Origin of the sequence: Novosphingobium sp., from assembly GCF_037133355.1 — a bacterium.
Classification (GTDB): Bacteria; Pseudomonadota; Alphaproteobacteria; order Sphingomonadales; family Sphingomonadaceae; genus Novosphingobium.
In genome coordinates this window covers 1-17,720 of sequence record NZ_JBAXOI010000024.1, presented here as the reverse complement: position 1 = coordinate 17,720, position 17,720 = coordinate 1, and the positions used below count along the sequence as shown (strand labels likewise).

The window sequence follows — 17,720 nt, the reverse complement described above, 5'->3', positions numbered from 1 at the left end:
CCCCTTGCGACCGGTGCGCCATACCGCTCGGACGCATTGCCGGTTATACGGCTGGGTCATGCGTATTGGCCTAATTCGTATGCGGAGCAAGCGCCAAGAGACTTGACCCGCCTTGCCCGGGTGGCGAAATGACGCGCCATGTGCCAAGGGCGTTCGCGTGCAGCGGGCGTTCTTCAAGCCCCGGCAACCAAAACGGAAAAGAGCTGCCCATGCCGATCCAGATCAAGATGCCCGCGCTGTCACCGACGATGGAGGAAGGCACGCTGGCCAAGTGGCTGGTCAAGGTGGGTGACAAGGTTTCGTCCGGCGACATCATGGCAGAGATCGAGACCGACAAGGCGACCATGGAGTTCGAGGCTGTCGACGAGGGCACGGTTGTTGCCATCGAAGTGGCGGAGGGCACCGAGGGTGTGAAGGTCGGCACCGTGATCGCGACGATTGCCGGTGATGATGACGAGGATTCGGCTCCGGCTCCGGCTCCGATTGCTTCGGCTCCGGTTGCCGTCCCGGTGGCGGCGGCTTCTGCTCCGACACCTGCTCCCGCTTCGGCTCCTGTTGCTGCACCGGTTGCCGCCCCTGCTCCGGTCGCAGGTGAGCGCGTGGTTGCAAGCCCGCTCGCCAAGCGCATTGCTGGCGAGAAGGGTATCGACCTGACGCAAATCAAGGGCAGCGGCCCGCATGGGCGGATCATCAAGGCCGATCTTGATGTGACGGCGCCTGCTGCCGTGGCGGCTCCGGCTGCTGTTGTTGCGGCTCCCGCCCCCGTTGCGGCGCCCGCGCTGGTGGCAGCTCCGGCACCGGCGGCGGCGCCTTTCAGCACTGATATCCCGCACGAGGCAGTCAAGCTCTCGGGCATGCGCAAGACCATCGCCCGCCGCCTGACCGAGGCCAAGGCAACGGTGCCGCACTACTACCTCACCGTCGATATCAGCCTGGACAAGCTGCTCAAGCTGCGCGCGGAATTGAATGCTGCGCTGGCAGGTGAGGGCGTGAAGCTCTCGGTCAACGACCTCCTGATCAAGGCGCTGGGCAAGGCGCTGATCCTGGCGCCCGATGCCAATGTGAGCTTCGCGGGCGACAATCTGATCCGTTACTCGCGCGCCGACATTGCTGTCGCGGTCTCGATCCCGGGCGGGCTCATCACGCCGATCGTGACGGGGGCCGACGTAAAGTCGATCTCGGCGATCCAGAAGGATATGGCCGACCTTGCCGCACGCGCAAAGGCGGGCAAGCTGGCTCCGCATGAGTACCAGGGCGGCACGGCGAGCCTTTCCAACCTCGGCATGTTCGGGATCAAGCAGTTCGAGGCGGTGATCAATCCACCGCAGGGCATGATCATGGCAATCGGCGCGGGCGAGAAGCGGCCCTATGTGATCGACGATGCGCTGGGGATTGCCACCGTGATGTCCGCCACCGGTAGCTTCGACCACCGCGCCATCGACGGGGCGGAAGGCGCGCAACTGATGCAGGCGTTCAAGAGCCTGATCGAAGCCCCGCTTTCGCTGGTTGCGTGATGCCACTTCTGACTTCGGTAATGCCTAGAGCGTTCGCGGTTGCGCTTCTCTCTGGGCTTACCGTTGGCATACCCATCGCGGCCTTGCTGACTTACGACACCGACCAGAATATCCGTCTCTTCAGGTTTTTCGCCATTCTGCAGCTCCCACTTTTGGGGAGTATCCTGATCGGCTTGCCCATCGCTATGGTCACCCTGATGGCTTTTGAGGGCGCACGTAACGTTACCTTTGCGCGGGCTCTGGTTTGCGCGAACGCAATGGGCTTTTTGTTGGCTTTGTGTTGTCTTGGACAAGCTGGGTCGTTCGGCATGATCTTTTTTGGCCTGCCGATAGTCGTGACCGCTAATTTGTTTGCCGTCTTTGGCTGGTTGATCGTGCTCCGGCCACTCCAACGAATGGAATCAATGCGAAATGGCTGACCCATACGATCTTCTCGTTCTCGGCTCGGGCCCCGGCGGCTATGTCGCCGCGATCCGCGCGGCGCAGCTTGGCCTCAAGGTCGGCATTGTCGAGCGCGAGCTGCTCGGCGGCATCTGCCTCAACTGGGGATGCATTCCCACGAAGGCGCTGCTGCGCTCGGCAGAAGTGTTCAACCAGATGAAGCATGCGGCCTCGTATGGTCTGGCGGCGGACAACATCCGCGCGGACATCGACGCGGTGGTGAAGCGCTCACGCGGGGTGGCAAAGCAGCTCAATCAGGGCGTGACGCACCTGATGCGCAAGAACAAGATCACCGTGCATATGGGCACCGGCGTTCTGAAGGGCGCGGGCCAGGTCGAAGTGACGGGCGAGAAGGGCACCGAGGTGCTTTCCGCCAAGCACGTGATCATCGCGACCGGAGCACGGGCGCGCGATCTGCCGTTTGCCAAGGCCGATGGGGACCGCATCTGGACCTACCGCCATGCCATGGTGCCGCCTGCGATGCCGACCAAGCTGCTGGTGATCGGCTCGGGCGCGATCGGGATCGAGTTTGCGAGCTTCTACAACGATATGGGCGCCGATGTGACCGTGGTCGAAATGCTCGACCGGATCGTGCCTGTGGAAGATGCAGACGTTTCGGCGTTCCTCGAAAAGTCGCTGACCAAGCAGGGCATGACGATCCTGACCGGGTCGGGCGTCGAGAGCATCGCCACAAGCGCAAACGGCGTGAAGGCGAAGATCAAGGGCAAGGACGGCACCGCAGCCGAGCACGACTTCAGCCATGTTATCGTGGCCGTGGGCATCGTGCCGAACACCGAGAACATCGGCCTGGAAGCGCTGGGCGTGAAGGCGGAGCGCGGGATCATCGCCATCGACGGCTATGGTCGCACCAATGTGCCGGGCGTGTGGGCGATCGGCGACGTCACGCCGGGGCCGTGGCTGGCGCACAAGGCGAGCCACGAGGGCGTGATCGCGGCGGAGGCCATCGCGCAGGCGCTGGGCAACAGCGAGGCCCACCCGCATCCGATGGACCGCACCAACATTCCGGGCTGCACCTACTGCCACCCGCAGGTCGCAAGCGTGGGTCTGACCGAGACCAAGGCCAAGGAAGCGGGCTACGAGCTCAAGGTCGGCACGTTCCCGTTCATCGGCAACGGCAAGGCCATTGCACTTGGTGAGGCTGAGGGCTTCATCAAGACGGTGTTCGACGCCAAGACCGGCGAGCTGCTCGGCGCGCACATGATCGGTGCGGAAGTTACCGAGCTGATCCAGGGTTATGTCGTGGGCAAGACGCTCGAGACGACCGAGGCCGAACTGATGCACACCGTGTTCGCGCATCCAACGCTTTCGGAGATGATGCACGAGAGTGTGCTCGCGGCTTACGGGCGAGCGCTGCATATCTGATTTAGCGGGCGTGCCAGCCACTCACGATGTCATCATCCTCGGCGCCGGGGCGGCCGGGTTGTTCTGTGCGGGGCTGGCGGGCCAGCGCGGCAAGCGGGTCGCGCTGCTCGATCATGCCGATGCACCGGGCAAGAAGATCCTTATCTCGGGGGGAGGGCGGTGCAACTTCACCAACCTGCACACGGGCCCCGAGCGCTATCTCTCTGAAAACCAGCACTTTGCGCGCTCGGCGCTGAGCCGGTACACGCCAGCCGATTTCATCGCGCTGGTCGAGCGCTACGGCATTGCATGGCACGAGAAGACGCTGGGGCAATTGTTCTGCGACGGCTCGGCAAAGCAGATCGTTGCAATGCTGCTGGAAGAGTGCCGGGCTGGCGGCGTGGACTTGCGCTGCGGGCTGCCCGTCAGCGCGGTGGAGCATGCTGACGGACTGTTCCGCGTGGGCTTCGGGGCCGAGACGCTGGCAGCGCCCGCGCTGGTGATCGCGACCGGCGGGTCTTCGATCCCGAAGATGGGCGCGAGCGGCTTTGCCTATGATCTGGCACGGCGCTTCGGCCTCAAGGTGGTGCAGCCGCGCCCGGCGCTGGTGCCGCTTACGCTTACCGGAGAGGATGCGCTTTTCCGTGAGCTTTCCGGGGTTTCCGCCGAAGTCGTGGCGAGCGCGGGGAAGCAGCGGTTCCGCGAGGCGGCGCTGTTCACACATCGCGGGCTTTCCGGCCCGGCGATCCTGCAGGTGTCTTCCTATTGGCGGCCGGGGGAGAGCATCGCCATTGATTTCCTGCCCGATCTGGCGCCGGGCTGGCTCGCGGCGGCCAAACGCGAGCGGCCGCGCGTGCATCTGCCCCGCGTGCTGGGTGCGCTCCTGCCCGAACGGCTCGCGGTGCGCCTTGGCGAGCAACTCGCGATCGGGGCCGAGCTTGGCAACACCGCCGACCGGGCGCTACGCGAGGCCGAGGCGCGGCTTGCCGCATGGCGCTTCACTCCCAATGGCAGCGAGGGCTTTGCCAAGGCCGAGGTGACCGCAGGCGGGATCAGCACAGCGGGTCTGTCGTCGCGCACCATGGGAGCGACTGCGGTTCCGGGTCTCCATGCGATCGGGGAGGCCGTGGACGTGACGGGGTGGCTCGGCGGTTACAACTTCCAGTGGGCCTGGGCGAGCGCACATGCCGCTGCCACCGCTTTGGCCGATTTTTCATGAGGTCGATTTGGCGCTGGGCGGTTATGATGATGGAAACGATTCCCTAAGGGTTGACCAGCGAGAATTGCCTCGCGGCTTCCCCTTGGCGGCTGGCGAGGGACGTGCATCATGACCTTGTACACCGACAAAGCCCCTGCCGCGGGATTTGACCTGACCGGCGATCCGTTCATCGATTCGCTGTACTCGCCCCAGGACTACTTCCGCACAAAGTGGGCCACGGTCGCCGATGGCAAGACGCAGATCAGCTACAGCTTCCCGTTCCTGAACGGGGTCGCCTCCAAATTCACCTCGGGGTACGGCGCTGAACCGACGGCGACACAACATTTCAGCGTGACTGACAAACAGATCACCGGGATCGACCTCGCGTTCCAGAGCTGGGCCGATGTCGCCAACATCAAGTTCACCAAGGTGACCGAAACGGCGGACGGGGTCGTGGGCGATATTCGCATTGCCTTCTCGTCCGAGGTTTCGAGCGATTTCTGGGGCTATACCAAGTTCTTCAGTTACGGCGACGATCCCTCACAGGGCGACATCTGGATCGAGCCGGGCATCAAGACCGCGACCATGCAGCCCTATACTTACGACTACATCGCGGTGATGCACGAGATCGGCCATGCGCTCGGGCTCGACCACCCCTTCGAGGGCAACATCATACCCGACGGCTATGACGACATGCGCTATACGATCATGTCGTATACAACCCCCAAAGGCGTTTTCTACGCCAAGCCCGGCGGAACCAACCAGTTCACCATCCTGACCCCGGGGGTCTACGACATCGCGGCGGTGCAGAAGATCTACGGTGCGAACATGTCGTACCACACCGGGGACGACACCTACACCTTCAAGCCCGACCAGCCCGTATACCAGACGATCTGGGATGCCGGCGGAAACGACACGCTCGACCTCAGCGCCTTCGTGAAAGGTTGCTCGATCACGCTCGTGGCCGGCACCTACTCGCTGCTCGCCTACCCGACGACCACGCTCGACGCCAATATCGGCATCGCCTTCAACTGCACGATCGAGAACGCGCGCGGCGGTGCGGGCAACGATACCATTGTCGGCAACGATGCGACGAACCAGCTCAGGGGCAATGCCGGCGACGACACTATCAGCGGCGGAGCGGGCAACGACCTGATCGACGGCGCAGCCGGGGCTGACACCGAGAAGGGCGAAGGCGGCAACGATGCCTTCCTTGCCGGCACCGACACGGGCAACGACAGCATTGACGGCGGCGACGGGACCGACGTTGTCACCTATCTCGGCGCCAAGGCTGCAGTAACCGTCAATCTCGCAACCGGCACGGCCAGCGGCACCGATGCCGGCGATGCGGCCGGAATCGGCAGCGACTCGCTGGTCAGCATCGAAAGTGTGATCGGCAGCGCCTTCAACGATACGCTCATCGGCAGCGCCGGCGCCGATATCTTCAGCGGTGGGGCCGGGAACGACCGAATGACCGGAAGCAGCGGGCTCGACACCGCCAGCTATGCCAGCGCCAGCGGACCGGTAACGGTGGACCTTTCGGTGACCACCGCGCAGAACACCGTGAGCGCCGGCCAGGATACGCTCAGCGGGATCGAGAACCTCATCGGCAGCGCGTTCAACGACACCTTGACCGGCGGCAAGACCGCCAATGTGATCGACGGCGGCGCAGGCGCAGACGCCATGGCAGGCGGGCTGGGCAACGACACCTACCGAGTCGACAATGTCGGCGATACCGTGACCGAAGCGCTCAATGCCGGGCGGGATCTGGTTGTTGCCAACGTCACCTTCACGCTCTCTGCCGACATCGAGAACCTCACTCTGGGCGGCTGGTCGGCGATCGATGGTACGGGGAACGCGCTGGCCAATGTCATCCGCGGCAATGGCGCTGCCAATGTGCTTTCGGGCGGCGCAGGGGCCGACCAATTGCTGGGCGGGGGCGCGGCAGACACGTTGATCGGCGGCGCGGGGCGGGACGTGCTGATCGGGGGAACCGGCGCTGATAGCTTCCGTTTTGCCAATGGCGATTTTGGCGGGCTCACCACATCAAGCTGCGATTTGATTTCGGATTTTTCCCATTCCGATGGCGACAAGATTGACCTCTCCGGGGTCGATGCCAACACGCTCAACGGCTCTGGCGACGATGCCTTCGCGTATATCGGCAGCAGCGCCTTCGGCCATGTGGCGGGGCAGCTGCGCAGTGTCGCGATGTCTGGCGTTACTGTGCTGCAAGGCGATACCAACGGCGACGGCCTTGCCGATTTCTGGATCCGCTGCAACGGCGCCCCGGCTCTGGTGGTTGGTGACCTGATCCTCTGAAGCGGTATCCCCGCGCGGCACGGCCTGATCGGGTTCTGCCGGATCTCTGTAGTTCTTCTGCAACAATCCGGGGGCAGGGCATGACGTCGGGGTTTTCCGCCCGTCTGTTCTGCCGCCCCTGCTCGCTGCGCGGGGCGCGCGCGGTGCGACGAGGCCGGATGCCTTGCCTGCCCAGAGCGCGAAGGATTGCGAAGTGCCCAAGACCATCAAGGGGACCAACTCGGCCGAGACCCTAACGGGTACTTCCGGCGACGACGTGATCGAGGCGCTCGGCGGCAGGGACATCCTGATCGGCCTCAGGGGCAACGACGTGCTCGATGGCGGCTCGGGCGCGGACCGCATGCTGGGCGGACCAGGCAACGACACTTACATGATCGACAGCGTATCCGACCGCGCGGTCGAGCTGGCCAACGAAGGCACGGATACCGTGCTGACCACACTGGCGCAGTACACCCTGCCATCGCATGTCGAGAACCTGACATTCAGCGGCCGTGCCAACCATTCGGGCTTTGGCAATGGCCTGGCCAACGTGATCATCGGCAACCAGGGCAACGACCGCCTGTTCGGCGGTCGCGGTGCCGATACGCTCATCGGCAACGGTGGCCGGGATTACATTTCCGGCGGCGTGGGGAACGATATCTTGCGCGGCGGCAGCGACAGCGACACGCTGAACGGCGGATCGGGCAGCGACCTGCTCGACGGCGGCCTTGGCGATGATCGCATGTTCGGCGGTCTGGGCAACGACATCTATCTTGTCGACAATGCCCGCGACCAGGTGTTTGATGTTGCAAGCGGCGGGGTCGACGAAGTGCGCTCGACGGTCGATTTCAAGCTTGGCTCGCAGATCGAGAAGCTTACGATCGTGGGGGCCTATTCCTCGAACGGGACCGGCAACGAACTCGACAACACGCTTGTCGGCAACGACAAGGTCAACGTGCTGGACGGCGATGACGGGAACGACAGCCTCGACGGGCGCAAGGGCAACGACAAGCTGACGGGCGGGCAGGGCGCGGACAAGTTCGTGTTCTCGACCGCGCCCAACACAACTGCCAATTCCGACCTGATCACCGATTTCTCGCACACCCAGGGCGACAAGATCATGCTCTCGCTGGACATTTTCACCGATTTCGACGGCGCAGGGCGGATTACCGCCGACAACTTCCTCGCCGGCGCCGATGCCATGCGCGCGCAGGAAGACAGCCAGTTCCTGATCTACAACACCACCACCGGCGTGCTCTACTATGATGCGGAAGGCACCTCGGGCCGCGGCCCGATCGCAATCGCGCAAATGGGCCAGGGCGACCATCCCGAACTGACATGGTTGGACTTCCTGATCATTGGCTGAAGTCGGCCCGCTGCCTCCGGGTTCAATGCGTCCCAAGGTCGGATGTACCATCGCTCCACATCGCCAAAGCCTCCGGAATTGTTCGATGGTCCGGCATATTGACGGTTGTCGGTATGCGCTCCAGTTTGATGCGCTTGTTCAGTGTTTTCCTTCCAAGCGGACATGCAAGGCAGATTCCATTTGTTCGACCCCAACCCGACGGAGCGTCTTCTCTATCTCGACGGATGGCGAGGATTGGCGATAATTTCGGTCCTTATCGGGCACTTTCTTAGTCGGAATTTCCCCGCACTATTTGTTTTGGGAGGATATGGCGTCACGCTGTTTTTCGTCCTCAGCGGACGCCTTATGGCGGACATTCTATTTGTAAAGCGCCAACCCATTCAATTGTTTTTTGAGAGAAGAATTGCAAGAATTGCCCCAGCTTTGATTGTGTTGGTGAATTATCTGGCCATTTATTCAATCATGTGGTTCTACTGGCGTGGAACCATCATGATGCACCCATGGGAATATTTCACTGCCCTGACTTTTACCATAAACTATGCTCAAGCGTATTGGGTCGGCGAGGAATCTCGCTATTTAGCCCATATTTGGTCGCTATGCGTTGAAGAGCATTGCTACATTGCTTTGGCGATAATCGCTTGGCTCTGCCCGCGCGGCATCTTCACCGCAAAGTGGATTATCAGCGCAATCGCATGCGCTTCTCTGGTCCATTCCATCCCGCTCTGGTTGGCCAACCCTGGCGGGGTGCATGTCATCTATTGGCGGACGGATGTCAGCGCGGCGCCATTGCTTCTTTCAGCGGCGATCTTCCTTTGGCTGAATGAGGACCGCGCTCGCTCCGTTCATGTGGCGAAGGTACTGGGAGCAATGGCGCCTTGGACCATGGGTGCCAGTCTGCTGCTGTTTTTCACAACCTCCAATTTGATCCACTATACGGTTGGCCCGGTATTGATGGCACTTGCGGTGAATGGACTCGACTCATCGCCAGCGTTCTTCAAGAGGATGCTGGCAAATCCGGTCTTGAGAGCTTTTGGAATATTGTCCTACTCGCTGTACCTCTGGCAGCAACCAATCCTGCGCTACAGTTGGCGATTTCCACCGCTTGCGCTTCTCCTTGCAGCGATACTCATGGGTGTGGTGTCCTTTTTCGTGATCGAAAGGCCTGCTCGCCGATTTCTCAATCGCAGGCCGTGGTCTCGTCAGGTTGAGGCTTCCTGAGCGCGCCAGCCCTGGCCTTGATCGGGCAACAAGTTCTCCACGCCATGGCCGCCAGCGAAGCAAAGGTCATATTCGGCCAAGTGATCCAACTGGCCAGAAATGCCGGATTTTGAGGTAAGGTTGGACGGCCAAGGTCTGCCATGGGCGGACAGAGTCTTGTTTATTCTGGTCTAAGAGATTGTATGGAAATCTAAATTTGGGGGCAGATATTCCAGGTTCCCACACAGGGACCCACAGTGGCATGACGAAGTACGCAATTGGATGCACAGCACCAGATCACCCGGTTGAGCTGCAGCATCGGCAGTGTTTGATCAGGCAATGCTGCCTTGACTTGGCGACATGATTGGTTCTCGTCTTTATTGCGAGGGTTGTGTGGGCCAAGTCTTGGCAGGAGCTATCCGCGCGGCTCGCCCATGCGCACCAGATCGGCGAGCATGCGGGTGGTCGGCGTGGCGACGCCAGCCTGTTCGGCCATGCGCACGATGGCGCCGTTGATGGATTCGATCTCGGTGCGGCGACCGGCCAGGCGGTCCTGCAGCATTGATGGCTTGTGCGTGCGGTGGTTGGCCAGCGCGAAGTCGATCTTGGTGAGCACCCGGGCCGGATCGATAGGCACGCCGAGCGCGATCGCGGTCGCAATCGTTTCTTCGGCGACGGCGGTGGCGATGCGGCGGCCCTCGAGGCAATCGAGCCCGCCGACGGGAAGACCGGTGATGGTCGAGAGCGGGTTGAGCGCGGCGTTGAAGGCGACCTTCTCCCAAACAGAAACCCGCACTTCGGGGTCGATCGCGGCATTGAGTGCAGCCCGGTTCAGCGCTTCGGCCACGGCATCGGTATGGGCATGGGCGCGGTCATTGGCGCCGCCCAGCCAGATGTGCCCTTCGCCGTGCGAGGCGACCCGAGCCGGACCTTCGAGATCGGCGGGAAAGTCGGTCACGCCCCACAGGATGTGATCGGTGTGGAAAACCTCGGCGATCGCTTCCACATTGCCGAGCCCGTTTTGCAGCGTGAGCACCAGCGGGTCGTGCGCCGCAAGGTGGGCGACCGAATGGATCGCGGCCGCGCTGAACATGCCTTTGGTCATCAGCAGCACGAGATCGACCGGCCCCTGCACCTCGGCGGCGAGGCAGGCCTTGACCTGCGCCGTGGAGGTGCCGCTATCATCGTGGAGCGTGATGCCTTCGCGCCCGATAACATCGAGCCGCGCCTGATCGACATCGACCACGGTCACCTCGAGCCCGCCAGCCGCGAGGCGCGCAGCCAGAAAGCAGCCCATGGCGCCAGCGCCGACAATCACGATCTTCGAAAGCATCACCTGGTTCCTCACGTATGCGCGCGAGTGTTTCGGGATCGGATTGGGGGGTCAAGTCCGCAGAGGTAAGTACGCCGCAAACTGCCGCGCGGCCTGCGGCAAAAGCCCCGCGCGGCGGCGATAGAGCAGGACCTCGCGCTCGGTTTCCAGTGCTGGGACTTCGAGTTGGCGCATGGTGCCACTAGCAAGGTGAGGCGCAACCAGTGGGCCGGGCAGCCAGCACAGCAGGCGGCTGGCAGCGGAAACGGCGATCATGCTCTCCACCGAACGGGTTTCGACCGGGACTGTCGGCAGGGGGAGGCCGATCTCGCGGAACCGGGCCGCAAACTGGATCCGCGGCGTGGCGGAAGTCCCCGGCATAACCCACCTCTCTCTGGCCAGGTCCATCATAGAGGGGGTATTCCTGATCGGATTGGCTGAAGCACAAAACACGCCGAACCGGTCCGAATAGGCGCAAGTTCCCATGGCCTCTACCGCATCGGATTCGAGCTGTGATGCCGTCACGACCAGCTCGAGTTTCCGGTCCAGCAGGGCGCTCAGCAGATCGCTGTCGGTACCCTCGGTCATTTCTACCGAGAGGTCGGGATATTCCGAGAGCAGCTTTGCGACGGCCCGGGTCACGAACGTGCGCATCACTGCCGCAACGGCGCCGATCCGCACCACCCCGCGCCGAAGGCCGCGCAAGGCATCGAGCTGGTCGCGCGCGGCCTGCATCTCAAAGGCGAGGAGCCGCGCGTGATCGAGCAGGATTTCCCCCGCGGGAGTGAGATCCATGCCCTTGCTCTGCCTGTCGAACAGGCGGTGACCGAGCCGCTGCTCCATCCCCTGGATCATCCGGCTGAGGGAAGGCTGAGTGAGGTGGACAAGCGCAGCGGCACGACCGAGGCTGCCGGTTTCAGCGATGGCGAGAAATGCCCGAAGCTGGCGTTCGTCGAATTCCATGCGCGACACGTATGCCTTTTAGCGAAGAATGCAATTGCAGCTATGGAGAAGGGCGGGCACTCTGCTGCGCGAAGCTTGCGATGAGGCAGGCCCGCGGGGAGAGACCATGCCTAGCGTTCGCGAGATCACCATCGGCCTGCTGCGCGAGCTGGGCCTGACGACCATCTTCGGCAATCCCGGCTCGACCGAACTGCCGATGTTCCGCGATTTTCCCGAAGATTTCCGGTATGTCATGGGCCTGCAGGAAAGCGTCGTGCTGGGCATGGCGGACGGCTTTGCGCAAGGGACTGGCAATGCCGCCATCGTCAACCTGCACAGCTCAGCGGGCGTGGGCCATGCGCTCGGCAACCTCTTTACCGCCTTCAAGAACCAGACCCCGCTGGTGGTGACGGCCGGCCAGCAGGCGCGCTCGATCCTGCCCTACGAGCCGTTCCTGTTCGCCGAGCGCGCGACCGAGTTTCCGCAGCCATTCGTGAAGTGGTCCTGCGAGCCGGCGCGCGCGCAGGACGTGCCAGCAGCGATTGCGCGGGCCTATGCGGTGGCGATGGCGCCGCCCTATGGCCCGACGTTCGTATCGATCCCCATTGATGATTGGGACCAACCGGGTGAGCCCTTCGCCTCGCGCCGCATCCATGCAGCCCGCGCGCCGGACCGCACGGCAATGGCCGAATGCGCAGAAGCCTTGGGCAAGGCCGCGCGGCCCGCGCTGGTCGTGGGCGCCGGCGTCGCGCGTGATGGCGCATGGGACGCGGTAATCGCGCTCGCCGAAAAGCATCAGGCCGCCGTCTGGGTTGCGCCGATGTCGGCCCGGTGCAGCTTTCCGGAAAACCACCCGCTGTTTGCCGGGTTCCTTACCGCTGGGCGCGAGGCCATCGTCGCGCAGCTGGTGGGCCACGACTTCGTGCTGGCGCTGGGCGGACCGATGAACCTTTACCATGTCGAAGGGCATGGGCCGCATATCGCCGAAGGGACCGAGGTCTGGCTGATCGGCGACAACCATGTCCATGCCGCATGGGCGCCCGTGGGCACGGCGATTGTCGCAAACACGCGTCAGGCGCTAGCCTTGCTGCTGGAAAGCGGCCCTGCGCCTTCACGGACAGCGCCGGCACCGCGCGCGCTGCCACCGGTGCTCGACGGCTCGGCGATGACGGATTCCTATGTGCTACAGCGCCTCGCCGCGCTGCGCGCGCCCGGTAGCGTGATTGTCGAGGAGGCGCCGTCAGCACGCGGGCCGATGCACGATTATCTGCCGATCGTGGCGAAGGACACGTTCTACACCTGCGCCAGCGGCGGGCTGGGGCATGGCCTCCCCGCAGCGGTCGGCATGGCGCTCGCCCGGCCGGGCGACAAGATCATCGCGGTGCTGGGCGACGGGTCATCGATGTACGCCATCCAGGGGCTCCACGCCGCCGCGCAACTGGGCGTGGCCGTCAGCTTCATCGTGCTCAAGAATCGGCGCTACGAGGCGCTCCACAGTTTCGGGCGGTTGTTCGGCCTGCAGACGCTGGTGGGCACGCAGTTCCCCGAGCTCGATTTCTGCGCGCTGGCGCAAGGCCATGGCATCACCGGGCGCAGCGCGGCCGATGCAGCCTCGCTCGATGTGGCGCTCACTTGGTCGCTGGCGGCGGACGGGCCGACGCTGGTCGAAGCCGTGATCGATTGAGGAAGGGCGAGACGATGGATGTGACCCGGTTCGTTGACGACCGCCCAGAGGACGGGGTGTTCCGCGTCAACCGCGCGATTTTCACGGATCAGGCGGTGTTCGACCGCGAGATCGCACAGATATTCGAAGGCGGCTGGGTGTTCCTCGGCATCGAAAGCCAGGCCGAGAACCCCCACGATTTCTTCACCACCACGATGGGCCGCGTGCCGGTCATGGTGCAGCGCGATGGCGAGGGCACCTTGCGCGCCTTCGTCAATTCCTGCCCGCACAAGGGCGCCCGGCTGGCGCAGACCCGCGCCGGCAATGCGCGGCTCCACGTGTGCCCCTATCACAGCTGGAGCTTCGACAGCGCCGGGCGCAGCAAGGCGATCAAGTCCCAGCGCGCGGGCTGCTACAGCGCGGCGTTCGAGCAGGACGACCACGGCCTTGCCGCGCTGCCGCGCTTCGAGGCCTATCGCGGGTTCCTGTTCGGCAGTCTGGCCGCCGATGTCATGCCGCTGGCGGACTATCTGGGCGAGGCGGCCAAGCTGCTCGATCTGGTCGCGGATCAGAGCGAGGAGGGGCTGGAGCTGGTCCCCGGGCAAGTGACATTCACCTATGAGGCCAACTGGAAGCTCCAGCTTGAGAATTGCTCGGACGCCTATCACTTCACCTCGGCGCACCCCTCCTACATCCGCGTGCTGGAGCGGCGGCAGCAGGAAATGAGCGCCGACGTCGTCGCCTCGGTCTGGGAGAACAGCGACTACTGGAAGGAGGAAGCGCAAGGGGTTGCCGGCGGGAGCTACAGCTTCGCGAACGGCCACGTGCTCAACTGGGGCATCTTCGGGATCACCCCGGCGATCCCGCTCTATGAAAGCGCAGGCGCGCTGGCGGAGCGCCACGGCGAGGGCAAGCGCGACTGGATGTTCAACATGCGCAACCTGACGATCTTCCCCAATCTGCAGGTCGCGGAAAACGCCTCCAGCCAATTGCGGGTGATCCGCCCGCTGGCGCCCGGCCTCACCGAAATGCGCACCTGGTGCATCGCGCCCAAGGGCGAAAGCGCCGCCGCGCGCCGCCAGCGCATCCGGCAATACGAGGATTTCTTCAATCCCACAGGCATGGCGACGCCGGATGACACCGTATCCTACGAGAACTGCCAGATCGGCTATGGTGCCATGGTGGAGCCGTGGTTGCAGGGCTACGCACGCGGGATGACGGCGACGGTGGAAGGCGGCAACCGCTTCTCCGACCTGATCGGCATGACGCCCGAACGCAGCGTACTCGCGGACGCGCAGCTGTGCGACGAGACGCTGTTCCATAGCTACTACCGCGCATGGGCCAAGCGCATGGCCGGGGGTGCAGAAGCATGAGCGCGCCCCTGACCCGCGCCGAGGCTGAGGACCTGCTCTACCGCGAGGCGCTGCTGATCGACACGCAGCGCTTTGCCGAATGGCTGGAGCTGTTCACGCCGGACGTCGAGTTCTGGATGCCTGCGTGGCGTGACGAGACGATCACGACCGAGGACCCGGACCGCGAGCTCTCGCTGATCTACTACAAGGGCCGCCGCAATCTCGAGGACCGGGTGATGCGCCTCACCTCTGGGCTCTCCACCGCATCATCCCCGCTGCCACGCGTGGTGCATCAGGTGACCAATGTCATGGTGACGCGCGCGGACGCCGAGAGCGCGGACGTCTCCGCCGCCTTCACCTGCCATCGCTTCGATGTGCGGATGAACCGGACGGACTGCTTCTTCGGTCGGTATGAATACGCCCTCGTGCCGCAGGACGGTGTGTGGCGTATTGCGCGCAAGAAGATCGTGCTGCTCAACGACACGATCCCGACCGTGGTTGATATCAACTCTGTCTAAAGTCGGTGCTGGACCGCCAGGTGCTGACGTCAGATCGCTCTCAAGCAAGTGTCTTTGGGCCAGATATGGAGCTGGCGGACAGGGTGTCCTCCAAGCCATTGTTCGCCGGCATTCAAAATCAACCATATTGCCCTGATAATATGAGGGTATTTTCCAGATTTGCGCTCTCAGGCGTTCAAGGTCGTCCCATTGCGTTCCCATAAAACCGCCTTATTATAGGGGAACTGTTTTGGGAACGGAGACCTACGACGCCATTAAGGGCATCTCGGGCTAGGTTCGGTTCCCGGTTAGGGAGCCATAATGCCAAAGAAGGTCAGCAACGCGCTCACGCCCCTGGGTGTGAAGAATGCCAAGCCTGGTCGCCACGCCGATGGTGGCGGACTGCATTTGCTTGTGAAGGAGAGCGGTGCCCGATCTTGGGTTTACCGCTTCATGCTCAACGGCAAGTCTCGGGATGTTGGCCTTGGCGCGGCTGGCCCTGACGGCATCTCGCTGGCTGACGCGCGTGACGCGCGCGCTGCGCTGCGCCTCAAGGTCAAGGCTGGGGTTGATCCGCTTGCAGAGCGCCAGCAGGAGGCCGCTAAGGCCCTTGCTGCCGCGCAGGCGTCACAGGTTGCGGGGATCACGTTCAAGGCCGTGGCTGAGGCCTATATCGAGGCGAATGAGGGAAGCTGGCGCAATGACAAGCACCGGCAGCAATGGAAGAACACGCTGGCAACCTATGTCTATCCGGTAATCGGGGGGTTGCCTGTTGCGGAGGTCGCCACCGCCCATGTTCTGCAAATCCTTGAACCGATCTGGAAAACGAAGCCCGAGACGGCCAGCCGTGTTCGCGGTCGTATCGAGACCATCCTCGATGCTGCCAAGGCGCGCGGATACCGTGAGGGCGAAAACCCGGCGCGCTGGCGCGGTCATGTCGCGCAAATCTTGCCAGCGCGGGCTAAACTCACACGTGGTCACCATAAGGCCATGCCTTATGACACGATACCGTCCTTTGTAGGCGCTCTGCACAAACGGGAGGCCGTTGCTGCGCTGGCGCTTGAATTTGCCATTCTGACTGCTGCCCGCACTGGAGAAGTGATCGGCGCAAAGTGGGATGAGGTCGATCTGGACAAGGCAGTCTGGACCATCCCGGCAATCCGCATGAAGGCAGGCAAGGAACATCGCGTGCCGCTGTCGGAGCGTGCAGTCGATATTCTGAGATCCACCCGAGGGCTGGGCAAGGAATGGCTGTTTCCGGCGACCAAGGGTGCAGGCATGTCTGGGATGGCAATGGCGATGCTGCTGCGCCGGATGGACATCGATGTGACGGTGCATGGGTTCCGTTCTGGCTTCCGTGATTGGTGTGCTGAATGCACAGGCTACGCCCATGAGGTCGCGGAAATGGCCTTGGCGCACACGATCGATAACAAGGTGGAGCGGGCGTATCGTCGCGGTGACCTGTTCGATAAGCGACGGCGGCTCATGGATGATTGGGCCAGCTATTGCGGCACCGTGGGAAGCGCAGCTGGCGACAATGTGAAGCCGATTCGAGGTGCGGCATGACGCGTCGTAAGCTGCCGGTAGCGAAATCGAAGCATAGCCCCGATGGCGACGGCATCATAACATTACAGACCGACCTCTTGACAAGGTCTGCTGCGACCCAGTCCTTCGATAGTGCGCTCAACGAGTTTCAGGCGCGGCTGGCGATTGCGAAAGCTATATTCGAACATCAAGGCGATGGCGGGCGAACTGGTGCCTATAACGCGATTTTGCACGTCATCGACTTCTTTGCCAGCCAAGGCTTCCCTCTTGCCATTTTGACCCCTCTATCCGCAATTTCCGAGGCGATGATTGATGCCGAACGTGGCGCCTCAAACCCGCTATTGCAGCAGAGGCGTAGGGGAAAGGCTGGGGCGCCTCCGGCGTCTATCGGCCAGTTGGTTATCGAAGGTCAGCTGGCCGTGATCACTGAATGTTGTGTGCGCCATTTTCAGCAAGAAGGCGCATCTCCGTATGTGGGGCCTGCTACTGATGCAGCCGTGAAGCTGGTTAAGGAGTCGAATTGGCCAATTGATCCAACTGCGACGAACATGCGGGAGATAAGGGAGCGGGTCCGCCGTTTGGTTGGAACGCAGTCACCCGACCGCTTAGTTTTTGATGCGCTAATGAACACAGCAGGCGCGAAAAAGGCACCACAAGCTTTTGCTAAGCAGCTGCTGAAAAGTGCGCTGTCCGAGCGCCTCCCCGACACATTTCTCCAGAACCCCTGATTTTATGCGGAACGGTTACCTGTTTGACGGTGTCCTACAGCGACCGGGCGCGTCCGCCTTTGCGTGTTGCTGTAGGGAAAAGCGGAAATGCACACCTACACGCCAAAGCTTGGATATACCATCCGAGAGGCCTGTCAGGCATCCAGCCTAGGCAGGACCACGCTCTACAATCACATCGCGGCAGGCCGTTTGCGCGTCACGCGGGTAGGGGGGCGAACTATTGTCCCCGCCGAGAACCTTCACGCGTTTAGTAACCGTCCGGCGAGGCGCGCTTGCTGCTGCCGTCGGGTGTGTCAGGACGTCCT

The 17,720-nt window shown here is 62.9% G+C and carries 14 protein-coding genes; 12 read left to right on the top strand and 2 right to left on the bottom strand.

The window, feature by feature from the left end; translation table 11 throughout:
- The first annotated feature begins 209 nt into the window (after positions 1-209).
- The 7 genes from WCL10_RS18340 (at position 210) to WCL10_RS18310 (ending at position 9,397) form a co-directional block, all read left to right on the top strand.
- Positions 210-1,514, top strand: a complete 1,305-nt coding sequence (locus tag WCL10_RS18340) for a pyruvate dehydrogenase complex dihydrolipoamide acetyltransferase (RefSeq protein WP_336897093.1) — start codon at positions 210-212, stop codon at positions 1,512-1,514.
- 83 nt (positions 1,515-1,597) lie between these two features.
- Positions 1,598-1,933 carry a hypothetical protein gene (locus WCL10_RS18335; RefSeq protein ID WP_336897092.1) on the top strand — a complete coding sequence of 112 codons (336 nt, stop codon included), beginning with the start codon at positions 1,598-1,600 and terminating at the stop codon, positions 1,931-1,933.
- On the top strand, positions 1,926-3,338 hold the full coding sequence (gene lpdA / locus WCL10_RS18330) for a dihydrolipoyl dehydrogenase (protein ID WP_336897091.1): 1,413 nt from the start codon (positions 1,926-1,928) through the stop codon (positions 3,336-3,338). The genes WCL10_RS18335 and lpdA overlap by 8 nt, the downstream gene beginning before the upstream one ends.
- Positions 3,339-3,348: 10 nt before the next feature.
- Positions 3,349-4,536 (top strand): NAD(P)/FAD-dependent oxidoreductase, encoded by a 1,188-nt coding sequence (locus tag WCL10_RS18325; RefSeq protein WP_336897090.1) that lies wholly within the window; start codon positions 3,349-3,351, stop codon positions 4,534-4,536.
- A 108-nt stretch (positions 4,537-4,644) separates the two neighbouring features.
- Positions 4,645-6,834 (top strand): M10 family metallopeptidase, encoded by a 2,190-nt coding sequence (locus tag WCL10_RS18320; protein ID WP_336897089.1) that lies wholly within the window; start codon positions 4,645-4,647, stop codon positions 6,832-6,834.
- A gap of 193 nt (positions 6,835-7,027) precedes the next feature.
- A complete protein-coding gene (locus WCL10_RS18315) occupies positions 7,028-8,179 on the top strand; it encodes a calcium-binding protein (protein WP_336897088.1) in 1,152 nt (383 codons plus the stop codon).
- 162 nt (positions 8,180-8,341) lie between these two features.
- A complete protein-coding gene (locus WCL10_RS18310; protein WP_336897087.1) occupies positions 8,342-9,397 on the top strand; it encodes an acyltransferase in 1,056 nt (351 codons plus the stop codon).
- A 394-nt stretch (positions 9,398-9,791) separates the two neighbouring features.
- Here the strand turns inward: WCL10_RS18310 and WCL10_RS18305 are convergent, their stop codons facing one another.
- Both WCL10_RS18305 and WCL10_RS18300 read right to left on the bottom strand, forming a co-directional pair.
- Complete coding sequence (locus tag WCL10_RS18305) at positions 9,792-10,709, bottom strand: ketopantoate reductase family protein (RefSeq protein ID WP_336897086.1); 918 nt, start codon at positions 10,707-10,709, stop codon at positions 9,792-9,794.
- Between the two features lie 51 nt (positions 10,710-10,760).
- Positions 10,761-11,651: a LysR family transcriptional regulator gene (locus WCL10_RS18300; protein ID WP_336897085.1), complete on the bottom strand. Its 891-nt coding sequence runs from the start codon at positions 11,649-11,651 to the stop codon at positions 10,761-10,763.
- Between the two features lie 106 nt (positions 11,652-11,757).
- Between WCL10_RS18300 and mdlC the strand changes: the two genes are divergently transcribed.
- The 5 genes from mdlC (at position 11,758) to WCL10_RS18275 (ending at position 17,415) form a co-directional block, all read left to right on the top strand.
- The gene (gene mdlC / locus WCL10_RS18295; protein WP_336897084.1) at positions 11,758-13,314 is read left to right on the top strand and encodes a benzoylformate decarboxylase; all 1,557 of its coding nucleotides are present in this window, start codon (positions 11,758-11,760) and stop codon (positions 13,312-13,314) included.
- A 14-nt stretch (positions 13,315-13,328) separates the two neighbouring features.
- On the top strand, positions 13,329-14,666 hold the full coding sequence (locus tag WCL10_RS18290) for an aromatic ring-hydroxylating dioxygenase subunit alpha (protein ID WP_336897083.1): 1,338 nt from the start codon (positions 13,329-13,331) through the stop codon (positions 14,664-14,666).
- The gene (locus WCL10_RS18285) at positions 14,663-15,163 is read left to right on the top strand and encodes an aromatic-ring-hydroxylating dioxygenase subunit beta (protein ID WP_336897082.1); all 501 of its coding nucleotides are present in this window, start codon (positions 14,663-14,665) and stop codon (positions 15,161-15,163) included. The genes WCL10_RS18290 and WCL10_RS18285 overlap by 4 nt, the downstream gene beginning before the upstream one ends.
- 300 nt (positions 15,164-15,463) lie before the next feature.
- Complete coding sequence (locus tag WCL10_RS18280; protein ID WP_336897081.1) at positions 15,464-16,708, top strand: integrase arm-type DNA-binding domain-containing protein; 1,245 nt, start codon at positions 15,464-15,466, stop codon at positions 16,706-16,708.
- Entirely contained in the window at positions 16,705-17,415 is a 711-nt protein-coding gene (locus WCL10_RS18275; RefSeq protein WP_336897080.1) for a hypothetical protein, read from the top strand. Before WCL10_RS18280 ends, WCL10_RS18275 begins: the two co-directional genes overlap by 4 nt.
- The last annotated feature ends 305 nt before the right edge of the window (positions 17,416-17,720 follow it).

Coding starts and splice junctions, on each gene's coding strand:
- WCL10_RS18340 (WP_336897093.1), top strand. CDS start 210: ATGCCGATCCAGATCAAGATGCCCGCGCTGTCACCGACGATGGAGGAA.
- lpdA (WP_336897091.1), top strand. CDS start 1,926: ATGGCTGACCCATACGATCTTCTCGTTCTCGGCTCGGGCCCCGGCGGC.
- WCL10_RS18320 (WP_336897089.1), top strand. CDS start 4,645: ATGACCTTGTACACCGACAAAGCCCCTGCCGCGGGATTTGACCTGACC.
- WCL10_RS18310 (WP_336897087.1), top strand. CDS start 8,342: ATGCAAGGCAGATTCCATTTGTTCGACCCCAACCCGACGGAGCGTCTT.
- WCL10_RS18305 (WP_336897086.1), bottom strand. CDS start 10,709: ATGCTTTCGAAGATCGTGATTGTCGGCGCTGGCGCCATGGGCTGCTTT.
- WCL10_RS18300 (WP_336897085.1), bottom strand. CDS start 11,651: ATGGAATTCGACGAACGCCAGCTTCGGGCATTTCTCGCCATCGCTGAA.
- mdlC (WP_336897084.1), top strand. CDS start 11,758: ATGCCTAGCGTTCGCGAGATCACCATCGGCCTGCTGCGCGAGCTGGGC.
- WCL10_RS18290 (WP_336897083.1), top strand. CDS start 13,329: ATGGATGTGACCCGGTTCGTTGACGACCGCCCAGAGGACGGGGTGTTC.
- WCL10_RS18285 (WP_336897082.1), top strand. CDS start 14,663: ATGAGCGCGCCCCTGACCCGCGCCGAGGCTGAGGACCTGCTCTACCGC.
- WCL10_RS18280 (WP_336897081.1), top strand. CDS start 15,464: ATGCCAAAGAAGGTCAGCAACGCGCTCACGCCCCTGGGTGTGAAGAAT.
- WCL10_RS18275 (WP_336897080.1), top strand. CDS start 16,705: ATGACGCGTCGTAAGCTGCCGGTAGCGAAATCGAAGCATAGCCCCGAT.